A 21,241-nucleotide genomic window follows, 5' to 3' on the forward strand; every position below is an offset into this window, starting at 1 on the left:
ATTGAGAAATTTTATGATTTGGGTTGGATTAGTAAAATTTGCAGGTCAGCAACATTAGTTCCGGTTGCGCCTGTGATCAACAAATCCCTGGATATTTGTAAGGCATGGTAGCTATCATTATCAGCTAAGTACTGCTCTGCCTTTATATTTGCACTCTGCATACGGGTTATTGTTTGGGCGTCTACCAGACCACCCGCAGCATCAGTTGGCCCGTCCCGACCATCTGTTCCACCACTGAGAAAAACCCAGCCTGCATTCAGCGGAGACTTAGTCTCGGCTAATGCAAATGCCAGCGCCATTTCCTGATTTCGTCCGCCTAAGCCTTTGCCGCGCAAGGTTACTGTCGTTTCTCCACCGGCTAAAATAGCACTAGGTTTAGACATGCCTTCAGCCAGCAAAGCCTGCGCATATTTGAGTAAGTCTTCAGCCACTTCTTTTGCTTCACCCGTCAACTGATCACTGTATAAATGCAGTTGATAATGTAAAGTTTCAGCGCTGTGCAGAATCGCCTGCACACTGATTGCATTACTACCAATCAGCGTATAAGCGGCATGCTTAAATACTTCGTCATTCGCTTTCGGCGTTTCATCAACGAGCCCTTGTTTACCTTGTTGCAGATGATTTTTCACCGCTACGGGCACTTTATCCCAAAGCTGTTTATCGGTAAAAACTTGTATCGCATCACTGTAGCTCGTGACATCGGAAACCGTAGGCCCGCTCGCTATTGCACTAAGTTCATCACCTAATACATCAGATAAAATGAGCGCATGTAGATCGGCTGGTGCAGCCATTTTTGCTAACCCGCCGCCTTTAAGACAAGATAAATGTTTGCGTACGCAGTTCACTTCATTAATACTTGCTCCTGAAGCAAGCAATAAATCAGTAGTAGCAATCTTTTCTGCCAGACTAATTTCACCTGCAGGAAAGGGTATTAATGCCGACCCACCCCCTGAAACCAGAACTAAAACTAACTCATCTGCCTGCGCTTGCCGTGCTAGTTCCGCTATGCGCAATGCACCCGAGAATCCTGCCATATCGGGCAAGGGGTGACTTGCCCCGATGACTTCTACACCGTCTATAGCTATTATATTTTCATAATTACATACGGCTATGGCTGGCTCGGCCAATAAATGCGCCGGAAGCATTTCTTTTGCTGCTTTAGCCATAGTACAAGCCGCTTTACCAAAAGCAATCAGATAAATTTTTTGCCACTCACCACTACGCCTATTATCACTACCTTGCATATCCAAGGCTATTTGCAACTGCCCGGCATCATTGAATAAACAGCGCTTTACAGCTAGATAAGGGTCTGCGGCATTAATTCCAGACTGAAAAATCTGTTCAGCATCACCACGTAATGGGTCCATTTCTGGCATGATTCAGGTGTTTAATTAAGCCATTTGTTTAGCTAATTTAAAAATCACTTCAGCATCTAAAACCTGTTTATTATCCTCAAACAAGCGAGCAATACAAGCTCGGTGCAAAGCAAGTTTTAATGCACCAAAACCAATCGCACCCCAGACTATTTTTCCGTGCCGCTCAATTCCTTTATCCATCATATCCGTACCACCGATACCTACAGGTGGAGTCGCGTTAGCATCTGCAAGCATTTCCAGATTAACATTATTTTGCCAATGCTCGGGTTTTAATAGCTCGATTCCCGCAGCTCCCGTCGCCAGTACAATATTAGCCTCTTGAATGATTTCCCCGCGAGCATCAGAATCAGTTGCAACCGCAGGCGTTAAATCAACATTAAAGCGCTCCTTCATGCTTAAACAAGCTATTCCAGCACTTTCTATATGTCGCGATACTATCGTCACATCCGCACCTTCTTCAGCCAGCATTACCGCTGCACGCTGTCCAACCGGGCCGGTACCTGCAAGTATGACTGCTTTTTTACCCTGCAATGTTCGTCCCTTCGCTAAGGTGGCAACAGCAGCTGCAGCCGTGGTATTACTACCATTACTATCAAGCATTACGGAAACTCTGAAACCGGAAAAAAAGTAGGATTGTACAGCAGTAAATAATGCCTGCCCTGCAGCCATATCGCTACCACCAACGAAAATTGCAGTATTTTTTTTCTCTTTAGGCGGACGGGTAAAAATTGCGCCTTCAACTAATGACCTTACATTATCAGGATTAAGCTGAGCATGGCCAATCACATGGTCTGCACCTCCGTCATAGGCGACAACTGTGTCAAAAACAGAGGGGTAATTATCAGTATCAAATTGGAAAAGCAGCTTGTTCATGGATGTAGTTAAAAGTTTTATAGCAATTATGCATTTAAACGAATATAAAATCGCGTTATTATAACGTATAAAAACTGTAAAGCCTTATTAGTCACGCTGATATTCCTTATCTAACTCACTAAAAGGCTCATCTAATGTAATGATAAAACTATAGGAAAGATGATAGATGAAAACACCCATTGATATAGCGGTTACCGGAGCAGCAGGACAAATTAGTTATTCACTGTTATTTCGTTTAGCATCGGGAGAACTGTTTGGTTTAGACCAGCCTATCGTTTTAAGGTTATTAGAAGTCACCCCGGTTTTATCCCGTTTGCACGGCGTACAGATGGAGCTTGATGACTGTGCTTACCCTTTGTTAAAAAAAGTCATTCTTACCGATGATCCAAAAGTTGCGTTTAAAGATGTCGACTATGCATTTTTAGTAGGCGCAAGGCCTCGCGGCCCAGGTATGAAGCGTAAAGATTTACTGGAAAGTAATGCTGCGATCTTCTCTGGGCAAGGCAAAGCTTTAAATGAGGTTGCCCATCGAAATGTAAAGGTACTGATTACAGGAAACCCTGCCAATACCAATGCATTGATTACGCAAAAAAATGCACCCGATTTAGACCCTAAGTGTTTTTCCGCCATGAGTATGCTGGACCATAACCGGGCAATTCACCAATTAGCTAAAAAATGTGGCGTACGCTCTAAAGAAGTTAAAAATATTATAGTCTGGGGAAATCACTCTGAAACGCAATACCCTGATTTAACTCACGCAACGGTTAAGGGGCTGAGCGCTTCAACCCTAGTCAATGACAACTGGATTGAAACGGAATTTGTCCCTACCGTACGCCACCGTGGCGCTAGTGTTATTGAAGAACGGGGTGGCATTTCAAGTGCCGCTTCTGCCGCTAATGCAGCGGTTTGTCAGATGCGCTCTTGGGTTTTTGGTACCGAAGTCAGCGACTGGAGTGACTGGGTGAGCATGGCAGTTGTTTCTGATGGCAGCTATGGCGTAGAGAAAGGCCTGTTTTATTCTTTCCCTGTTCAGGTCTCTAGCTCGGGTGTCGTATCTATTGTGCAGGATCTGGAATTAGATGCCTTTAGTAAAGCAAGTATTAAAGCATCCGTACTGGAATTAAAAGAAGAGCGTAAAGCGATTAAGCATTTATTGTAATTCCCCCCGCTTTAGCGCTCCGGCAAACCACCCTATACTTCGACTTCGCGCGGTCACGGATGCGGAAAATAGTATGAGCTGATTTTTGTCGATAGCATAGCCTGCCCCGTACTTGATACGGGGACGCTGAAACTTGCGCATAGCTAGCTACGTAACGGTTTCAGCAACATAGCTAGCGGCAAAAACTCAGCCGCTAGAAATCCGCATCCGTGCCCGCGCGAAGTATAACTACGGGTGGCTGCTATAAGTCATCCCAAAGTTCACCAAAAACCTACTGAAAATAAGGTATATGCTGTCATGCGCATGTATACTTGAGTCACTCACACGCGGAAAAAGCGGATGCCATTTACCCTTTTCAGCACCACAATCCCAGTCCCACAAAATCTGTGGCGCATCATTCTAGAAAAATCAGTTGAGCGCGAATTTATAGTGCAAAATATTGAATTAATGTAACACTTTCAAAAAATTTAGCTTCACCCATTGGTTAAGCGGACATTTTTTGCAAGTGCGGTGGAATCAAGAGCTTGTGCTAGAAAACGTGAGCAACTAATTTTTCTAGGTTAAAGCGTTGATAAAGTGTGTCAATATCGGCAGCGTTCACAGAACTAACGCTGACTAATTTCGATATAATCTCTGCTTGTTTCACCTACATAAACCTGTCGTGGCCTCGCGATTCTAGTCGCGTCACTAGCACGCATTTCTTTCCATTGCGCCAACCAACCCGGCATTCTTCCCATAGCAAACATAGTAGTGAACATATTCACGGGGATGCCCAGCGCCTGGTAAATAATGCCCGAATAGAAATCCACATTCGGATATAAATGCCGTTCTACAAAATAATCATCTTGCAGCGCTTGCTCTTCCAGACCTCGGGCAATATCCAGCAGTGGGTCATGAATACCCAGCTTTTCCAGCACGGTATCACAGGCACTTTTAATAATTTTCGCCCTCGGATCGAAATTCTTGTAAACGCGATGACCAAAGCCCATCAAGCGAAACGGATCATTTTTATCTTTGGCTTTATCCAGGTATTTTTTGTAATCCCCGCCATTATTTTGAATGTCATTTAACATCTCCAGCACTGCCTGATTTGCACCGCCATGCAATTCCCCCCACAAAGCGTCTATACCACCGGAAACCGTTGCGAAAATATTAGCTTTCGATGAGCCAATCACGCGCACCGTAGAAGTCGAACAATTCTGCTCATGATCTGCATGTAGAATCAGTAGTGTATCCAGCGCTTCAGCGACCTCGGGATCAATTGACTTACCATCGCCACCTTGCAACATATTTAGAAAGTCGGCAGCATAAGCTAAAGATGGATCGGATGCAACAGGTGCCTGGGACTGAGTACGGCGGAAAAAATAAGCGATAATAATTTTTACCTGACCCATTAACTGCGCAACTGCGCGATCAATATCAGCCTTAGACAACGAAGTCGGATTGATAAATTCCGGATAAAAAACTGAAAGTGCCGAAACTGCTGCTGAAACAACGCCCATAGGATGCGCATCGAGCGGGAATTGGTCGATAATATTATAAATGCCCTGCGGTAAACTGGCATACGTGGCCACTTTTTGCTTAAAGTGACTAAGCTCAGATTGGCTAGGTAAATCACCATAATAAAGTAAATAAGCCACTTCCTGAAACACCGATTTTTCAGCCAGTTGCTCTATAGGATAACCCCGGTAATGCAAGATTCCCTTTTCCCCATTTAGAAAAGTAATCGCCGATTCGCATGAACCCGTATTACCGAAACCATTATCCAGCGTTATACATCCCGATTCAGCTCGTAATCGGGAAATATCCACGGCCACTTCCTGTTCCGACCCGATAATTAAAGGAAGTGAGTAGCTTTTACCTTGTATTTCTATAGTTGCGCTGTCAGACATGATTCCACCTATAATTATAAAAGACAAATAAAAAAACTTCGTACCTGAAAACCACTGTGCATTAGGGCTAAGTATTAATCCTAAAAAAATCAGTTGAGCGCGAATTTATAGTGCAAGATATTGAATTCATATAATACTTTCAAAAAAATTTAGCATCACCCATAGGTTAAGCGGACATTTTTTGCAAGTGCGGTGGAATCAAGAGCTTGTGCTAGAAACCGTGAGCAACTGATTTTTCTAAGTTAATTTAAGGTAAATACTCAGGTATGCTGAGTAGTTACAGCGAAATAAACACTGTAGATGGGCACGTCGTACCTCCTTTGCCCATCCTACAAAACGCTTGTTCTATCATGATATTTTTTATCAAATACCTGCTTCTCTGGTGCCTCGCTGGAAATATACAATCTATTTTTGTCACTACTCAGATACGCTGAATAGTGACACCTAAATCCTGCAAGCCCATATTTTGACTCTCATTAACCTGTCTAGCTAAGTGGTTATTAGGTTTTTACTGCCGCTTTGCCAGCCCTCTTTGTCCAACCGATCAAAATATCCAGATTTAAATCATAAATAGAGGAAATTTTTTGTATCGTATGGATATCCCCCGAGCCCAAGGCAATAAACACCCTGCCAACGTGCCATGACCTTTTAATCAAAGTGACTTAACTTCGGTTAATGTTAAGCGAGTAACCCCACCTTAACCCAATCATCCCATTCCTGTGGATAGAGCGGACCTGCAGGTGTTCTGACTCTCAGCTGATTATTGCCTGTGAGTAATTTTCCAGCCACCCGAATCAGATAAGTACGAAGTGTATCCGGCTCCCATTGGCACAACGTTTTGTTGCCACTCAATTGAGCCATCCAGCGCACGGTATTGTAGGCAAGAACGGCGCAATGAAATAATGCGGCATTAGCCAGAAATTGATTCGTTCTGATTTTACCTAAACCCATTTGTGATTTTGCTTCTTCAATCCATGTTTCGCACGTCGCTCGTTCACCATACTTCTTATGTGTTTGCCAAGGCGATAGAGGTTCAGTTGTTACATAACAAAAATAGTCATATTCTGCCGTATCCCAAAGCTCGGACTGAGGTCCTGTCACTTGTTTAGGTTGCTTTATCCTGACCGCGACAAACTGACGAGAGCGAGACCAGCCACCACAACGATATTGAAACTCGCTCTGCTCCCAACCGGGTCGGCCTTGTATGGCTGTCCAGGCCTGTTTGGCCAGCAATGCGTTCAAATTCTTAAGTTTAACCTTTATTAGATACCCATGCCCTCTGGTATCGAGAAATTCAAGCAAATCACCGACAAAATAACCACTGTCACCGCGAAAAATAATGCGCATCCGATTGGGCAAGTGTGCAAGTAACTGTTTGGTAAATTCTACAACACCATTGCTTGTAAAGGCATTGCCTGTCCGGAACCAGGCTTGTAAAATTTCTTTTGTTTCCGCTAGAAAAGCGAGTTGTGGATGGTATGAACGGGCACCTTTCTTTTTGGGGTTGAAGCCTTTGGCACTTCCTTCTTGTCGACCACAAACGGTGTCCACAGTTGAATCGACATCGACCCACTGGACGGATTGTATGCCAGTTTTCGATTTTCCGGAACGAAGCAATCGCCGCCAGTGTTGACCACGCAAAGTATGCGTGAGCGTTTCAAACTGGCTTATCTGCCTATCACTTACTTCTTTAAAGATCCGTAAAATTGTGGTTTCAACAGGAATCTTTATCCAGCCAGCTACTTTGCGCAGTACGCTATCTGCCCATACGGTCGTCACCTTTGCCATTGATGTTGCTCCCCCCATCATGCCAACCAACGTCAATAGAACCACATCAGATAAGTGATGGTCTGCATTTTCACCCCGCCGATGTGGAACGCTTTGTTTTACGGTTTTTTCAAAACCTATCCTGTCTAAATATTTCACGACGGGAATCAGTCCCGCCTGGCTTGTCAATCCATGTGCTGTAGATGTCATTTTTACCGTTCGGGTACGGTTTCTTACGTGAGATGAGGATTTTGATACTTTAGAGGGCTTCATTAAAACAATGAGATAGTGAAATCAGGAAAATGATATTATATCATTGTTTAATAAGGAGTTTTGTGGATTATTATGTATAATGCTTGCAGGATTTAGGTGACAATTTAAGTAGCATAATAATTTCCACTGGCATAAGTATACTGCAGTGAACTACTTCGATGTAATTTTCTCTAAGCTAAAAATATAGGCTGGTTTGCGCTACTACTGCCGAAGCTTTTTCATATCGATTTTTTTCTTAAGTAACGAATACTGACTATTCTTTAATGGGCGGATTCAACTCTGAAGTGCAATTCTAGTAATCAAGCACCCTGAAGCATTACAGCCACCAAACCTGTTGTTACAACTGTATTAACTCAGAAGTAGCAAAGCTAAGTGTTATTGATTATTTAGCTTTTTATAACGGTAAACGTATTCACCCAAAACCTGGTTATCAATCACCAGTACAATTTGAGCGAGTAGTTATAGGAAAGCGTCTTAAAAAAGTATCCTGTTTTTGTTGACCATTACAGCTATGGGAGGAGTAAAAAAGCGGCTCGCAGTTTAAACTCTTGCCAGCATTAAACTAATCACCAACAAACTTTCCCAACAATCACCTTCTTCCTCGCCTTTGATTTGCCGGTCTGTTTTAGCAGCAAGCAATAATGCATTTAATAGGTTTTGCCGGCTTAGCTTACTCAAAGCATGACTCACCAGCTTCTGCCGCTTATCCCAGACCCTGTGTTTCATAAACACGCTATTGCGTGGCTGACCTAACTTTAATTGTTGCTGAATACTAATTAAAGAGCGTATTTCTCGTGTTAGTGCCCAAAGCACAATTGGCGCAGCTATGCCCTCATGCTTTACACCTATCAGAATTTTGTGTACGCGTCCTACTTTGCCTGATAACGCGGCATCGACAAGATTAAAAACATCATAACGTGAAGCATCCACAACGACCGCTTGTATTTGTTGCTCGGTCAGCGCTCCTTTCCCGTATAGCACATACAGCTTTTCTATTTCCTGATTGGCAGCCAGTAGATTTCCTTCTACTCGTGAGGCTATTAATCCCATCCCCTTATCACTGGTGCTCAAGCCTTTACCTTGCATACGTCGCGCTATCCATTGCACCAGGTCCTTTGCTTCTAATGGCCAGACTTGAAGAGCAACACCGTGCTTCTCCAATGTCGTTGCCCATTTTGCCTTTTTTGCTGATGCCTCCAGCTTGCCAGCCGTAATTAATAGCAGCGTATCTTCTGGCAGCCGCTGACAATAACTCACGAGCGCTTTACTGCCTTCCATTCCTGGTTTTCCAGAGGGAAGACGTAGGTCTATAATTTTCTTATCTGAAAATATCGACATGGAATCTGCAGCTTGCAGAAAATTTCCCCAATGAAAATGTGCATCAACAGTTATCAATTCACGATTTTCAAAACCTGCTTGTTTAGCGGCTAGACGCACAGCATCAGCTGCTTCACCCAGTTGTAGTGGCTCATCGCCGCTAATAAAGTAAATCGGTTCAAGCTTGCGCGCTAATGCGGCAGGTAGTTGTTCTGCTTTTAACCACATCTTATGGGTATTTTTTCTTAAGCTCTGCTCGTGCTCTTTGAATTACTGTGCGCACCGCCTCTTCATATAATTCCTGACGTATGACAATTTCTTCATTATCTTTTGATAACAAAGTCTCACTGCGCTGGGCGTTATAGTAGGATTCGGTGACTTCTATGGTTTGATTAGATACCAGCTCAGCTCCCTTGCTATCCAACAAGTCAAAAGTTAAACGATAAATTAATTCATACTCATTAGAATAACCCGTAGAGCTTAATGAAACTGTGCGGCGCTGGTAGTATTCATCGAGCACATTCAAGATCATGCCAGCGTCTTCAGGCCTCGCTACTAGCTCACCTGCAGTCGATCTAAAGGTTCGATCAATAGCAGCTGACAACTCTGGCGAAGCACCCTGCACATACATTTTCCTTAATGCTTCCGGTAAATCAATAGCACCCCGTAGATGATAACCACAGGCAGTCAGCATTAATAATGCGACTAACAGCAAACTATGTTTTGCAAATGCCAGGTCTTTAAATGTTGAATTAAACAACGATACTTACCAGTTTCTTTGGCACGACGATCAATTTCTTTATGCTCTTATCTTCAAGAAAACGTATCACATTAGGTTCCGCTAATGCGAGTGCTTCGATTTCTTCTTTACTCGCACTTGCAGCAACCATTATTTTGCCACGCAGCTTACCATTTACCTGCACTATCATTTGTAGCTCATCCTGTACTAATGCAGCCTTATCTAAGACAGGCCAGACCCGGTTAATATCTTCCGCTTTACCGAGCCCAACCCACAGTTCCTGACAGATATGCGGTACGATGGGGTATAGCATCAAGACTATGGTTTCTAAAGCTTCCTGGCGTATCGCACTAGCATTATCACCTTCAGCGTCAAACCGGGATAACGTGTTCAATAATTCCATATTAGTCGCAATGACAGTATTAAAGTGGTGCCGGCGGCCTATATCATCCGTTACTTTTTCAATCGCATGATGCACATGCCTGCGTATTTCTTTTTCAGCATTGGTTAAATTCTGTTTATCTAAAACGGCTGTCGACTCACCTGCATCTACATGCAAATGGACTTGACGCCATAACCGCTTTAAAAATCTGAAACTACCTTCTACACCACTGTCCGACCACTCCAAAGATTGCTCTGGTGGCGCTGCGAACATAATAAATAGACGCACGGTATCAGCGCCGTATTCAGCTATTAAATGCTGCGGATCGACTGTATTTCCCTTGGACTTGGACATTTTCGTGCCGTCCATTAATACCATGCCCTGAGTTAATAAATTCTTAAACGGTTCATCGCAAACTAACAATCCTTCATCACGCATGAGTTTGGTAAAGAATCGCGCGTAAAGTAAATGCAGGATCGCATGCTCAATCCCACCTATATATTGATCGACCGGCAACCAGTATTTGGCACTGGCATCCAGCATTGAATCAGCCTTACTGCTGGCATAGCGAGCGAAATACCAGGATGACTCCATAAAGGTATCAAAAGTATCTGTTTCGCGTTTTGCCGCTTTGCCACACTTTGGACAATCCGCATGTAAAAATGCTTCGTGAGTGACTAGCGGTGAGTTTGATCCGTCCAGAATCACATCCTTGGGTAGCTCAACCGGCAAATCTTCTTCGGGAACAGGTACCGTGCCACAAGCATCACAATAAATAATCGGGATCGGAGTCCCCCAATAGCGTTGTCTTGAAACGCCCCAATCATGCAAGCGAAAATTCGTTTTACGCCGCCCTTTTGCTTGTTGTTCTAATTTTTCAGCGATGGCACTCGCAGCTTCCACCGAACTTAAGCCATCAAATTCAACTGAATTTTTTAAAACGCCTTTCTCTGTAAAAGCTTGCTCCGCAATACTGTCATCCTTATCATTTGCAGAATAAATCACCTGTTTGATTGCAATCGAGTATTTTTGCGCAAATTCATAATCACGTTGATCATGTGCAGGTACTGACATAACAGCGCCCGTTCCGTAACTCATCAATACGAAATTCGCAATCCATACCGGCACTAATTCACCTGTAACCGGATGCCCTGCTTTAAACCCGGAGTCTATACCTTTCTTTTCCATGGTTTCTAGCGCAGCTTCGGAAGTTTCTGTATGTCGACATTCTTCCAGAAATGCAGCAATTTCAGCATTTGTTATTGCGGCCTTTAAGGCTAATGGATGCTCAGCTGCCACGGCTAAATAGGTAACGCCCATTAAAGTATCAGGGCGCGTGGTATATATATCTACATCATCTTGCCCTGCAACTGCAAAGCTCATTTCCAGTCCTTCAGAACGCCCAATCCAATTTGCCTGCATGGTTCTGACCTGCTCCGGCCAACCAGACATTTGATCTAAAGAAGTCAGTAACTCATCAGCATAAGCCGTAATTCTTAAAAACCATTGCGAAATATCTTTTTTCTCCACTGCCGTATCACAGCGCCAGCAACAACCATCAATCACTTGCTCATTAGCTAAAACTGTCTGATCATGAGGACACCAATTAACAGCCGAGGTTTTTTTATACACTAAATCTTTTTCCAGCAACTGCAGAAAAAACCATTGCTCCCAGCGGTAATAGTCTGGATCACAGGTTGCGAGCTCACGTTCCCAGTCATAACCAAAACCCAGTTCTTTAAGCTGCTTACGCATATAGTCTATGTTTTCATAGGTCCACTCCGCGGGATGAACATTGTGTTTCATCGCTGCATTTTCTGCAGGCAAGCCGAAAGCATCCCAGCCCATAGGCTGCATAACATTCTTGCCTTGCATACGCTGGTATCGACTAATCACATCCCCAATCGTATAATTACGTACATGCCCCATATGCAGACGACCACTAGGATAGGGGAACATAGATAAGCAATAGTACTTTTCTTTAGTCTCATCATCAGAGGCCTGAAATATGCCTGATTGTTCCCATTGGGCTTGCACTTCTGCCTCAATTTCTAGTGGTTTGTAATTTTCTTGCATTGTTACTCGTATTATTGCATTCAAAAGCGTTAGAATACCTTACAGTGAACTAAATCTAAAGCCTTTTTAGGGAGTGATACTTATGAATGAAAATAAACTAACCAAAGCCTACAACGACTTTATGGAATACATGTATGAAGCAACGGATGATACCCTTCATACAATTGCTGACAAGCTGGATTCTGCTAAAGAGAAAATAAGTGAAATTGGAGGCCTATCGCAGGAAGAAATCAACCATGTCGCTGATTCCGTATCCCGAGATATTCATCACGCAGCGGACTCTTTAGCTGATAATAGTAACGACTCATTATCCGAGTGGCTTAAATTTGACATAGAATTATTAGAAGATTTTGCACTGGAATCTTTTCTTGATGTTGCTGATAAAACTCGCATAGAACTGGCTGAACTATCACAAACGGCCGAACTTTATAGCCACCCGTATAAATCAGGTCAACTGACTGCACCTGGATCGTTAAGCTGTGAAAAATGCGGTAAAGTCATTGCTTTTAAAAGTACCAGCATCATTCCTGAATGTCCTGAATGTAAGGCTAATACTTTTATACGCACTTAAATTTACATATAATAAAACTTTAATTACTTGTTACTATCGGGGAACAAAATGCGCAGGGTGATCTTTAATCAAAAGGGCGGGGTTGGGAAATCAACCATTACATGTAACCTGGCGGCAATTAGCGCTATGGAAGGCAAACGAACCTTAGTCATTGACCTGGATATTCAGGGCAATGCTTCTCAATACCTACTGGGCCAAAAGGTTAAAGATTCCGATAAGACCATTGCCCATTTTTTTAAGGGCTGTTTAAGTCTTACGTTGTTTGGTGGTCAGTCCGGAGGCTTAGAGGACGTCATTCATGAAACGCCCTTCCCTAACCTCTTTATATTACCTTCACACCCCGATCTGGAAGCTTTACAGGGTCGGCTCGAATCACGTTACAAAATTTTCAAACTAAAAGAAGAACTTGATAAACTAGAAGGCTTTGACGAGATTTATATCGATACGCCACCGGTGCTTAATTTCTATAGCCAATCAGCGTTGATCTGCGCTAATAAATGCTTAATACCTTTTGACTGTGATACTTTTGCGCGTGAAGCTCTCTATACACTGATGCAAACTTTAAGTGAAGTAAAAGCCGATCATAATGCAAATCTTGAAATTGAAGGGATTATTGTTAACCAATTTCAAAGCCAGGCACGCTTACCTAGACAGCTAGTCGAGGAGCTGATAGCTGAAGGTTTACCTGTATTAAATAGTAAAATTTCATCTTCAGTTAAGGTTCGTGAGTCACATTCCGAGTCTCAGCCACTGGTTCATTATGCGCCCAATCACAAACTCACAAATGAATTTCGTGAGTTGCATATAGAAATTCATAGTTAAGCGGAAAAAGCATACTGGAGAAGATATAGAGTAGACCGGGTTAAATTTCTTTACCATTTAAATAAATCTAACCCTGCACACTCTGGCCAATTTATTGCATTGCCCTAAAAGTGCTATCTCTAGCGTTTTAGACAATATCTTCGTAACTACTCAGCGTATCTGAGTAGTTACAAAAATAGATTGTATATTTCCAGCCAGGCACCAGAGAAGCCGGTATTTGATAAAAAATATCATGATATAGAACAAGTGTTTTGTAGATGGGCAAAGGAGGTACGACGTGCCCATCATGTTTTCTATTTCTAGCGTTTTAGATAATACCTTCTAACTAGCGAAGATATTAAAATTATAGAGATAAGTAATATGACAGGCTTATCACCTAACCTTGCATAAGGCGTCATACCGCTCATAGGCTCAATCTCTGAAGTAATTGTCACTCTTTGCTTAATTGGCGCTTGATTCACAATTTTCCCTTTTTCCGAGACAATTGCACTGATCCCGGTATTCGTGACTCGCAATAAATACCGCCCTGCTTCCAAAGCACGCATTCTGGCAATCTGCATATGCTGATAAGGCTCGATCGAACCATCAAACCAACCATCATTGGTAACATTTACCAAAAATCTTGCCTGCTCTACATAACGTATACTCTGCTCTCCAAAAGCATCTTCATAACAAATTGAAGTGACAAATTGATGGCCTGCTGCAGTCAGTAGGGACTGATTAACTTCGCCTGAGCTAAATTTTCCTAACCTGACATTCATTAAGCCCAATAAATAACCTGACACGGGTTGCCAGGGAAGATACTCACCAAAGGGTAATAAATGAATCTTTTTATACATAGCGCGATTTTTACCCAATACCAGAACAGAATTAAATAATTTTCCGGATTTATCCTTATAAGGAAGGCTGGTGATAATATCCGTATTATGCGCCTGTGCCTCACGTTCTAAAGGCAATAAATAATCATCTTTCACATCTTCAAAATAAGCTGGAATCGCTGTTTCAGGCCAGATAATAAGATCAGATTGCCAGTTGGCAGCACTGTCATCATAATATTGCTTTAAAGTAGTATTTCTATTTTCAATCGCCCATTTATCTTTTTGAGCTATATTTCCCTGTATCAAACTGACTGTCAGCGAATCCCCTGCTATAGTTGTCCATTGCACAGTTTGTAATAATGCACCGACACTAACTAGAGAAATAACGCCCCAAAAATACCGGCCAATGCATTGTTTATGTAATAAAACGTCAGCCAGCACTGCACAAATCATAGTTACGATCAAACCAGTTCCATAAACTCCCAATACAGGAACATAGCCTGAAATCGGGGTATCTAATTGACTATAAGCCACTTGCAACCAGGGGAATCCACCTAGTATCCATTCCCCCCGGATATATTCGACAAACATCCAGACACATGCAAAAACAATCCAGTCTAAATAATTATCATGGCGTATTTTTACATATAGATACGCAGAAAGAGCTGGAAAAATTGCCCAGAAACTGCAATACAACATCGTCATCATTACCGGAAGTACAAAGCCCGACTGCTCATTGACCACCATGCTAACAAACACCCAAGAGACACCCAGTCCGAATAAGCCAAGACCAAATAGGAAGCCTCTTAACGTCGCTCTTTTAACACTAAGCTCTGTTAAGGATATTTTCAGAAATGCTAATGAAAAAAATACTAAAAAGGAAAAATCGAAAGGTGAGAAAGATAGAGTAAATAAGATACCTGCAATAACAGCAAATACATCCCCCCAGATTGATTTAATTATTTTTTCCATAAAGATTGTAAAGCGTAGGGCGTGGCTTTAGGCACCTGGAAATAAATAAGCGTCCAATATTTGGGCAGGATTATTGTTTGTCATTAGTGCTGTAGCAGTAGTCGCATAGTTGGCTACGTAACTATTGCTACAGTGCTAATGACGGACAAAAAGACCAGCAAAGTTGGATGATTTTTTGTTTCCAAGTGCCTAAGCCCGCCAAAAGGGGTGGACACCTGATCCAATAGTAATCAGTTGCCCACGTTTTCTAACACAAGCTATTGATTCCATGTTCAACTGTTTTTCCAGGATGATAAAAGCGGGCTAAAGCCACGCCCTACAAAAACCTAACTGCTTAGATAATATTGTACTACAAACCTTCCAGGCAAAAAAAAACCCATCTTCGTTAGAAGATGGGTTTTAATATTTAAGAGCTTGGCAATTCCCTACTTTCACATGGATAAATCCACACTATCATCGGCACTAAACGGTTTCACTTCCGAGTTCGAGATGGGATCGGGTGGTTCACGCTCGCTATGGTCACCAAGCAATTGGTGTTGATCAACTAGCCTGGTTTTATACCTTGTGGGTAGTTTCCTCGCTATCAATCGTCTCTTATCTAGCTTGTGGCTAAATAATTGGAAATCTGTGTTTTGAGTTTAAGAGGTTTCGTTCTCTTACAGTAAAAACGTTATGTCGCTTTCATACAACTCAAACAGCTCCCGAACGTGTTCTGTCCTGAAACGTATTTGGTGTTATATGGTCAAGCCTCACGGGCAATTAGTACAAGTTAGCTTCACACATTACTGTGCTTCCACACCTTGCCTATCAACGTCGTAGTCTTCGACGGCCCTTCAGGGAACTTAAAGTTCCAGTGAGATCTCATCTTGGGAGGGGCTTCCCGCTTAGATGCTTTCAGCGGTTATCCTGTCCGAACGTAGCTACCGGGCAATGCCATTGGCATGACAACCCGAACACCAGTGGTTCGTCCACTCCGGTCCTCTCGTACTAGGAGCAGCTTCCCTCAAATCTCAAACGCCCACGGCAGATAGGGACCGAACTGTCTCACGACGTTCTGAACCCAGCTCGCGTACCACTTTAAATGGCGAACAGCCATACCCTTGGGACCTGCTTCAGCCCCAGGATGTGATGAGCCGACATCGAGGTGCCAAACACCGCCGTCGATATGAACTCTTGGGCGGTATCAGCCTGTTATCCCCGGCGTACCTTTTATCCGTTGAGCGATGGCCCTTCCATTCAGAACCACCGGATCACTATGACCTACTTTCGTACCTGCTCGACTTGTCCGTCTCGCAGTCAAGCACCCTTATGCCATTGCACTAAACTCCTGATTTCCGACCAGGATTAGGGTACCTTCGTGCTCCTCCGTTACTCTTTGGGAGGAGACCGCCCCAGTCAAACTACCCACCATACACTGTCCCCAACCCCGATAAGGGGCCTAGGTTAGAACTTCAAACATACCAGGGTGGTATTTCAAGGGTGACTCCACCACATCTAGCGACATGGTTTCATAGTCTCCCACCTATCCTACACAAGTAGGTTCAAAGTCCAGTGTAAAGCTATAGTAAAGGTGCACGGGGTCTTTCCGTCTAGCCGCGGGTATACGGCATCTTCACCGCAATTTCAATTTCACTGAGTCTCGGCTGGAGACAGTGTGGCCATCGTTACGCCATTCGTGCAGGTCGGAACTTACCCGACAAGGAATTTCGCTACCTTAGGACCGTTATAGTTACGGCCGCCGTTTACTGGGGCTTCGATCAAGAGCTTCTCCGAAGATAACCCCATCAATTAACCTTCCAGCACCGGGCAGGCGTCACACCCTATACGTCCACTTTCGTGTTTGCAGAGTGCTATGTTTTTGATAAACAGTCGCAGCCACCAATTTATTGCAACCCTCTTCTGCTCCACCCGCAGGGGCTTCACATACCAAGGGTGAACCTTCTCCCGAAGTTACGGTTCCATTTTGCCTAGTTCCTTCAGCCGAGTTCTCTCAAGCGCCTTAGAATTCTCATCCCACCCACCTGTGTCGGTTTGGGGTACGGGTTGTTTTAACCTGATGCTTAGAGGTTTTTCTTGGAAGTATGGCATCAATCACTTCGTTTTTCACAAGGAAAAACTCGTCGTCACGCCTCAGCATTAAGAGTCCGGATTTTCCTAAACTCTCTGCCTACACGCTTAAACTTACATATCCAACAGTAAGCTGATCTAGCCTTCTCCGTCACCCCATCGCAGTTAGAACAAGTACAGGAATATTAACCTGTTTTCCATCGACTACGCCTTTCGGCCTCGCCTTAGGTCCCGACTAACCCTGCGTCGATTAGCGTTGCGCAGGAAACCTTGGGTTTTCGGCGTGGGGGTTTTTCACCCCCATTATCGTTACTCATGTCAGCATTCGCACTTCCGACACCTCCAGCCAACTTCTCAATTGACCTTCGCAGGCTTACGGAACGCTCCTCTACCACCTCCGTTTATAAATAAACGTCGATCCGTAGCTTCGGTACTATGCTTAGCCCCGGTAAATCTTCCGCGCAAACCGACTCGACCAGTGAGCTATTACGCTTTCTTTAAAGGATGGCTGCTTCTAAGCCAACCTCCTGGCTGTCTGGGCCTTTTCACATCGTTTCCCACTGAGCATAGATTTTGGGACCTTAGCTGACGGTCTGGGCTGTTTCCCTTTTCACGACGGACCTTAGCACCCGCCGTGTGTCTCCCGTGCTAAAACTTGTTGGTATTCGGAGTTTGCAACGGTTTGGTAAGTCGGGATGACCCCCTAGCCGTAACAGTGCTCTACCCCCAACAGTTATACACGAGGCTCTACCTAAATAGATTTCGAGGAGAACCAGCTATCTCCGGGCTTGATTAGCCTTTCACTCCGATCCACAGCTCATCCGCTCATTTTTCAACATAAGTCGGTTCGGTCCTCCAGTAGGTATTACCCCACCTTCAACCTGGCCATGGATAGATCGCCCGGTTTCGGGTCTACACCTTGCGACTAAACGCCCTATTAAGACTCGCTTTCGCTACGCCTTCCCTTATCGGTTAAGCTTGCCACAAAATGTAAGTCGCTGACCCATTATACAAAAGGTACGCAGTCACAGAACAAGTCTGCTCCTACTGCTTGTACGCATACGGTTTCAGGATCTATTTCACTCCCCTCTCCGGGGTTCTTTTCGCCTTTCCCTCACGGTACTAGTTCACTATCGGTCGATAAGGAGTATTTAGCCTTGGAGGATGGTCCCCCCATCTTCAGTCAACGTTTCACGTGCATCGACCTACTTAATATGTCAAAAAAGAGTTTTCGTGTACGGGGCTATCACCCTGTATCGCCAGACTTTCCAGACTGTTCCACTAACTCTATTCTGCTCGGCTGTTCCCCGTTCGCTCGCCGCTACTTAGGGAATCTCAATTGATTTCTTTTCCTCGGGGTACTTAGATGTTTCAGTTCTCCCGGTTCGCTTCTCTGACCCTATGTATTCAGGTCAGGATAATGGGCTTATGCCCATTGGGTTTCCCCATTCGGAAATCCGCGGGTCAAAGTTAGTTTGAAAACTCTCCGCGGCTTATCGCATCCTACAACGTCCTTCTTCGCCTCTTATCGCCTAGGCATCCACCGTATGCGCTTATTCACTTGACCATATAACCCAAATACGTCTTACACAGCTTGCGCTTTTCGCACGTCTGAATTATATGTTCACTGACATTTTCGCTTTTTCTGCTTGAGAACTCATTTAATATTTGACGCCACTTGATAGTTGCTTTCGCTGCTATTTCGCTTTGTCGCTTTTAAACTCGTTTGAAACTTTTTTTTGCTTTACTTTGTTTTGTTAAGTCGATTTTGCAATCAGCTTAACGCTACTAAATAAATTTATTTAGTTTACTTTACAGATTTCCAAATTGTTAAAGAGCTTATTAGCTTTAAAAAAAACTAATTCTATAAGTTCTGAAGTGTTTCTGCTTGTCTTCAAAATTTATAGAATTAGGTTTTGTCACTTTTTTCATCGAGTAATGGTGGAGCCAGGGAGGATCGAACTCCCGACCCCCTGCGTGCAAGGCAGGTGCTCTCCCAGCTGAGCTATGGCCCCAATTTTACTGGTCTTTTTACCCTTATGCCGCGTTGTTCTCGTCGCTCATTCAGTTACATACTTATGTATGCTCCTTCATTCACGCCTTCGTACGCCTTGCCTAAGGTTAAAAATCCTGCGTAAAAACTGATTTCTATCATCTTGTTGATAAACAGGAATTTCGTTCTGGGCAAGGCAAAATTCCGCGAAGTGTACGCTAGTACATGAGTGGAATTTTAACGCAGTCCAGTGCAAAATTTGGTGGGTCTGGGAGGATTTGAACCTCCGACCTCACCCTTATCAGGGGTGCGCTCTAACCAACTGAGCTACAGACCCAATAGTTGCGTTCAAGGTCAGTCTCGATTTACTTAAATCAAAATAATTTGTTGTGAGTACTCATAAAGCATTGCGTGCTTTGTAAGGAGGTGATCCAGCCCCAGGTTCCCCTAGGGCTACCTTGTTACGACTTCACCCCAGTCATGAACCACAAAGTGGTGAGCGACCTCCCGAAGGTTAGTCTACCCACTTCTTTTGCAACCCACTCCCATGGTGTGACGGGCGGTGTGTACAAGGCCCGGGAACGTATTCACCGCGACGTTCTGATTCGCGATTACTAGCGATTCCAACTTCATGGAGTCGAGTTGCAGACTCCAATCCGGACTAAGATCGGCTTTCTGGGATTTGCTTACTCTCGCGAGTTTGCGGCCCTCTGTACCGACCATTGTAGCACGTGTGTAGCCCTACCCATAAGGGCCATGATGACTTGACGTCGTCCCCACCTTCCTCCGGTTTATCACCGGCAGTCTCCTTAGAGTTCTCAGCATTACCTGCTAGCAACTAAGGATAGGGGTTGCGCTCGTTACGGGACTTAACCCAACATCTCACGACACGAGCTGACGACAGCCATGCAGCACCTGTCTCAGAGTTCCCGAAGGCACTCTACTATCTCTAACAGATTCTCTGGATGTCAAGGGTAGGTAAGGTTCTTCGCGTTGCATCGAATTAAACCACATGCTCCACCGCTTGTGCGGGCCCCCGTCAATTCATTTGAGTTTTAACCTTGCGGCCGTACTCCCCAGACGGTCAACTTAATACGTTAGCTCCGCCACTAAGCCTGTATATAGGCCCAACGGCTAGTTGACATCGTTTACGGCGTGGACTACCGGGGTATCTAATCCCGTTTGCTACCCACGCTTTCGTTCCTCAGCGTCAGTTTTAGTCCAGGAAGTCGCCTTCGCCACTGGTGTTCCTTCAGATCTCTACGCATTTCACTGCTACACCTGAAATTCCACTTCCCTCTCCTAAACTCTAGTTTGCCAGTTTTAAATGCAGTTCCCAGGTTAAGCCCGGGGCTTTCACATCTAACTTAACAAACCGCCTACGAACGCTTTACGCCCAGTAATTCCGATTAACGCTTGCACCCTCCGTATTACCGCGGCTGCTGGCACGGAGTTAGCCGGTGCTTCTTCTAAAGGTAATGTCAAGAGACAGGATATTAACCTGCCTGTTTTCCTCCCAATTGAAAGTGCTTTACAACCCTCAGGCCTTCTTCACACACGCGGTATTGCTGGATCAGGCTTTCGCCCATTGTCCAATATTCCCCACTGCTGCCTCCCGTAGGAGTCTGGGCCGTGTCTCAGTCCCAGTGTGGCTGATCGTCCTCTCAGACCAGCTATAGATCGCCGCCTTGGTGAGCCATTACCTCACCAACTAGCTAATCTAACGCAGGCTCATCTATTAGCGCAAGGTCCGAAGATCCCCTGCTTTCCCCCGTAGGGCGTATGCGGTATTAGCATGGGTTTCCCCATGTTGTCCCCCACTAATAGGCAGATTCCTACGCGTTACGCACCCGTCCGCCACTCGTCAGCCAGAGCAAGCTCTGCTGTTACCGTTCGACTTGCATGTGTTAAGCATACCGCCAGCGTTCAATCTGAGCCATGATCAAACTCTTCAGTTTATAATCATTTTGTGACATCATCAGATGTGCCACCAATCTTTGTTTCGATTGTCAGAATTTACGTTTGTTAATCCGAAGATTAACGGTGTAGATTCTTATATCGATTATCTTTATCACGCCAATAATCTCTACAAGTACCCACACAAATTATTTTGATTTGTTTTTTTAAAGAGCTCAGAGCGGGAT

At 44.2% G+C, this 21,241-nt stretch carries 12 protein-coding genes, 2 tRNA genes and 3 rRNA genes; 4 read left to right on the forward strand and 13 right to left on the reverse strand.

The window, feature by feature from the left end; all coding sequences use genetic code 11:
- Nucleotides 1-11: 11 nt before the first annotated feature.
- Complete coding sequence (locus ACQY3F_RS19565; protein WP_428356731.1) at nt 12-1,367, reverse strand: glycerate kinase type-2 family protein; 1,356 nt, start codon at nt 1,365-1,367, stop codon at nt 12-14.
- Between the two features lie 24 nt (nt 1,368-1,391).
- Nucleotides 1,392-2,249: an NADP-dependent methylenetetrahydromethanopterin/methylenetetrahydrofolate dehydrogenase gene (locus tag ACQY3F_RS19570; RefSeq protein WP_428356733.1), complete on the reverse strand. Its 858-nt coding sequence runs from the start codon at nt 2,247-2,249 to the stop codon at nt 1,392-1,394.
- 166 nt (nt 2,250-2,415) lie between these two features.
- Here ACQY3F_RS19570 and ACQY3F_RS19575 point away from each other — a divergent pair, with 166 nt between their 5' ends.
- Complete coding sequence (locus tag ACQY3F_RS19575) at nt 2,416-3,408, forward strand: malate dehydrogenase (RefSeq protein WP_428356734.1); 993 nt, start codon at nt 2,416-2,418, stop codon at nt 3,406-3,408.
- Between the two features lie 605 nt (nt 3,409-4,013).
- Here ACQY3F_RS19575 and ACQY3F_RS19580 read toward each other — a convergent pair.
- Nucleotides 4,014-5,300: a citrate synthase gene (locus tag ACQY3F_RS19580; protein ID WP_428356736.1), complete on the reverse strand. Its 1,287-nt coding sequence runs from the start codon at nt 5,298-5,300 to the stop codon at nt 4,014-4,016.
- 678 nt (nt 5,301-5,978) lie between these two features.
- Nucleotides 5,979-7,340 (reverse strand): IS1380 family transposase, encoded by a 1,362-nt coding sequence (locus ACQY3F_RS19585; protein WP_428352976.1) that lies wholly within the window; start codon nt 7,338-7,340, stop codon nt 5,979-5,981.
- A gap of 308 nt (nt 7,341-7,648) precedes the next feature.
- On the opposite strand from ACQY3F_RS19585, the gene ACQY3F_RS19590 reads away from it, so the two are divergent.
- A complete protein-coding gene (locus ACQY3F_RS19590; protein WP_428357748.1) occupies nt 7,649-7,840 on the forward strand; it encodes an IS3 family transposase in 192 nt (63 codons plus the stop codon).
- 40 nt (nt 7,841-7,880) lie between these two features.
- On the opposite strand, the gene holA is transcribed toward ACQY3F_RS19590, so the two are convergent.
- Genes holA through leuS form a run of 3 tightly spaced genes read right to left on the reverse strand, consistent with a single transcriptional unit; the run spans nt 7,881 to nt 11,854 of the window.
- Nucleotides 7,881-8,885 (reverse strand): DNA polymerase III subunit delta, encoded by a 1,005-nt coding sequence (gene holA / locus ACQY3F_RS19595; RefSeq protein WP_428356738.1) that lies wholly within the window; start codon nt 8,883-8,885, stop codon nt 7,881-7,883.
- Nucleotide 8,886: 1 nt separating this feature from the next.
- Entirely contained in the window at nt 8,887-9,417 is a 531-nt protein-coding gene (gene lptE / locus ACQY3F_RS19600) for an LPS assembly lipoprotein LptE (RefSeq protein ID WP_428356740.1), read from the reverse strand.
- On the reverse strand, nt 9,410-11,854 hold the full coding sequence (leuS, locus tag ACQY3F_RS19605) for a leucine--tRNA ligase (RefSeq protein ID WP_428356741.1): 2,445 nt from the start codon (nt 11,852-11,854) through the stop codon (nt 9,410-9,412). Before leuS ends, lptE begins: the two co-directional genes overlap by 8 nt.
- Before the next feature lie 82 nt (nt 11,855-11,936).
- Here leuS and ACQY3F_RS19610 point away from each other — a divergent pair, with 82 nt between their 5' ends.
- Both ACQY3F_RS19610 and ACQY3F_RS19615 read left to right on the forward strand, forming a co-directional pair.
- Nucleotides 11,937-12,425 carry a zinc ribbon-containing protein gene (locus tag ACQY3F_RS19610; protein ID WP_428356742.1) on the forward strand — a complete coding sequence of 163 codons (489 nt, stop codon included), beginning with the start codon at nt 11,937-11,939 and terminating at the stop codon, nt 12,423-12,425.
- A 48-nt stretch (nt 12,426-12,473) separates the two neighbouring features.
- Nucleotides 12,474-13,247 (forward strand): ParA family protein, encoded by a 774-nt coding sequence (locus ACQY3F_RS19615; RefSeq protein ID WP_428356744.1) that lies wholly within the window; start codon nt 12,474-12,476, stop codon nt 13,245-13,247.
- Between the two features lie 299 nt (nt 13,248-13,546).
- Here the strand turns inward: ACQY3F_RS19615 and lnt are convergent, their stop codons facing one another.
- The 6 genes from lnt to ACQY3F_RS19645 all read right to left on the reverse strand — a co-directional run bounded on the left by lnt (nt 13,547) and on the right by ACQY3F_RS19645 (nt 21,055).
- On the reverse strand, nt 13,547-15,037 hold the full coding sequence (gene lnt / locus ACQY3F_RS19620) for an apolipoprotein N-acyltransferase (protein ID WP_428356746.1): 1,491 nt from the start codon (nt 15,035-15,037) through the stop codon (nt 13,547-13,549).
- Between the two features lie 412 nt (nt 15,038-15,449).
- Nucleotides 15,450-15,564, reverse strand: a 5S ribosomal RNA gene (rrf, locus tag ACQY3F_RS19625).
- A gap of 211 nt (nt 15,565-15,775) precedes the next feature.
- Nucleotides 15,776-18,671: ribosomal RNA gene (locus ACQY3F_RS19630) — 23S ribosomal RNA — on the reverse strand.
- Nucleotides 18,672-19,043: 372 nt separating this feature from the next.
- A tRNA-Ala gene (locus ACQY3F_RS19635) sits at nt 19,044-19,119 on the reverse strand.
- A gap of 238 nt (nt 19,120-19,357) precedes the next feature.
- A tRNA-Ile gene (locus tag ACQY3F_RS19640) sits at nt 19,358-19,434 on the reverse strand.
- An 82-nt stretch (nt 19,435-19,516) separates the two neighbouring features.
- Nucleotides 19,517-21,055: ribosomal RNA gene (locus tag ACQY3F_RS19645) — 16S ribosomal RNA — on the reverse strand.
- Together the 16S, 23S and 5S rRNA genes with 2 tRNA genes alongside form the textbook arrangement of a ribosomal RNA operon.
- Nucleotides 21,056-21,241: the final 186 nt, after the last annotated feature.

The sequence above is a fragment of the Methyloprofundus sp. genome, assembly GCF_965251085.1.
GTDB lineage: Bacteria > Pseudomonadota > Gammaproteobacteria > Methylococcales > Methylomonadaceae > Methyloprofundus.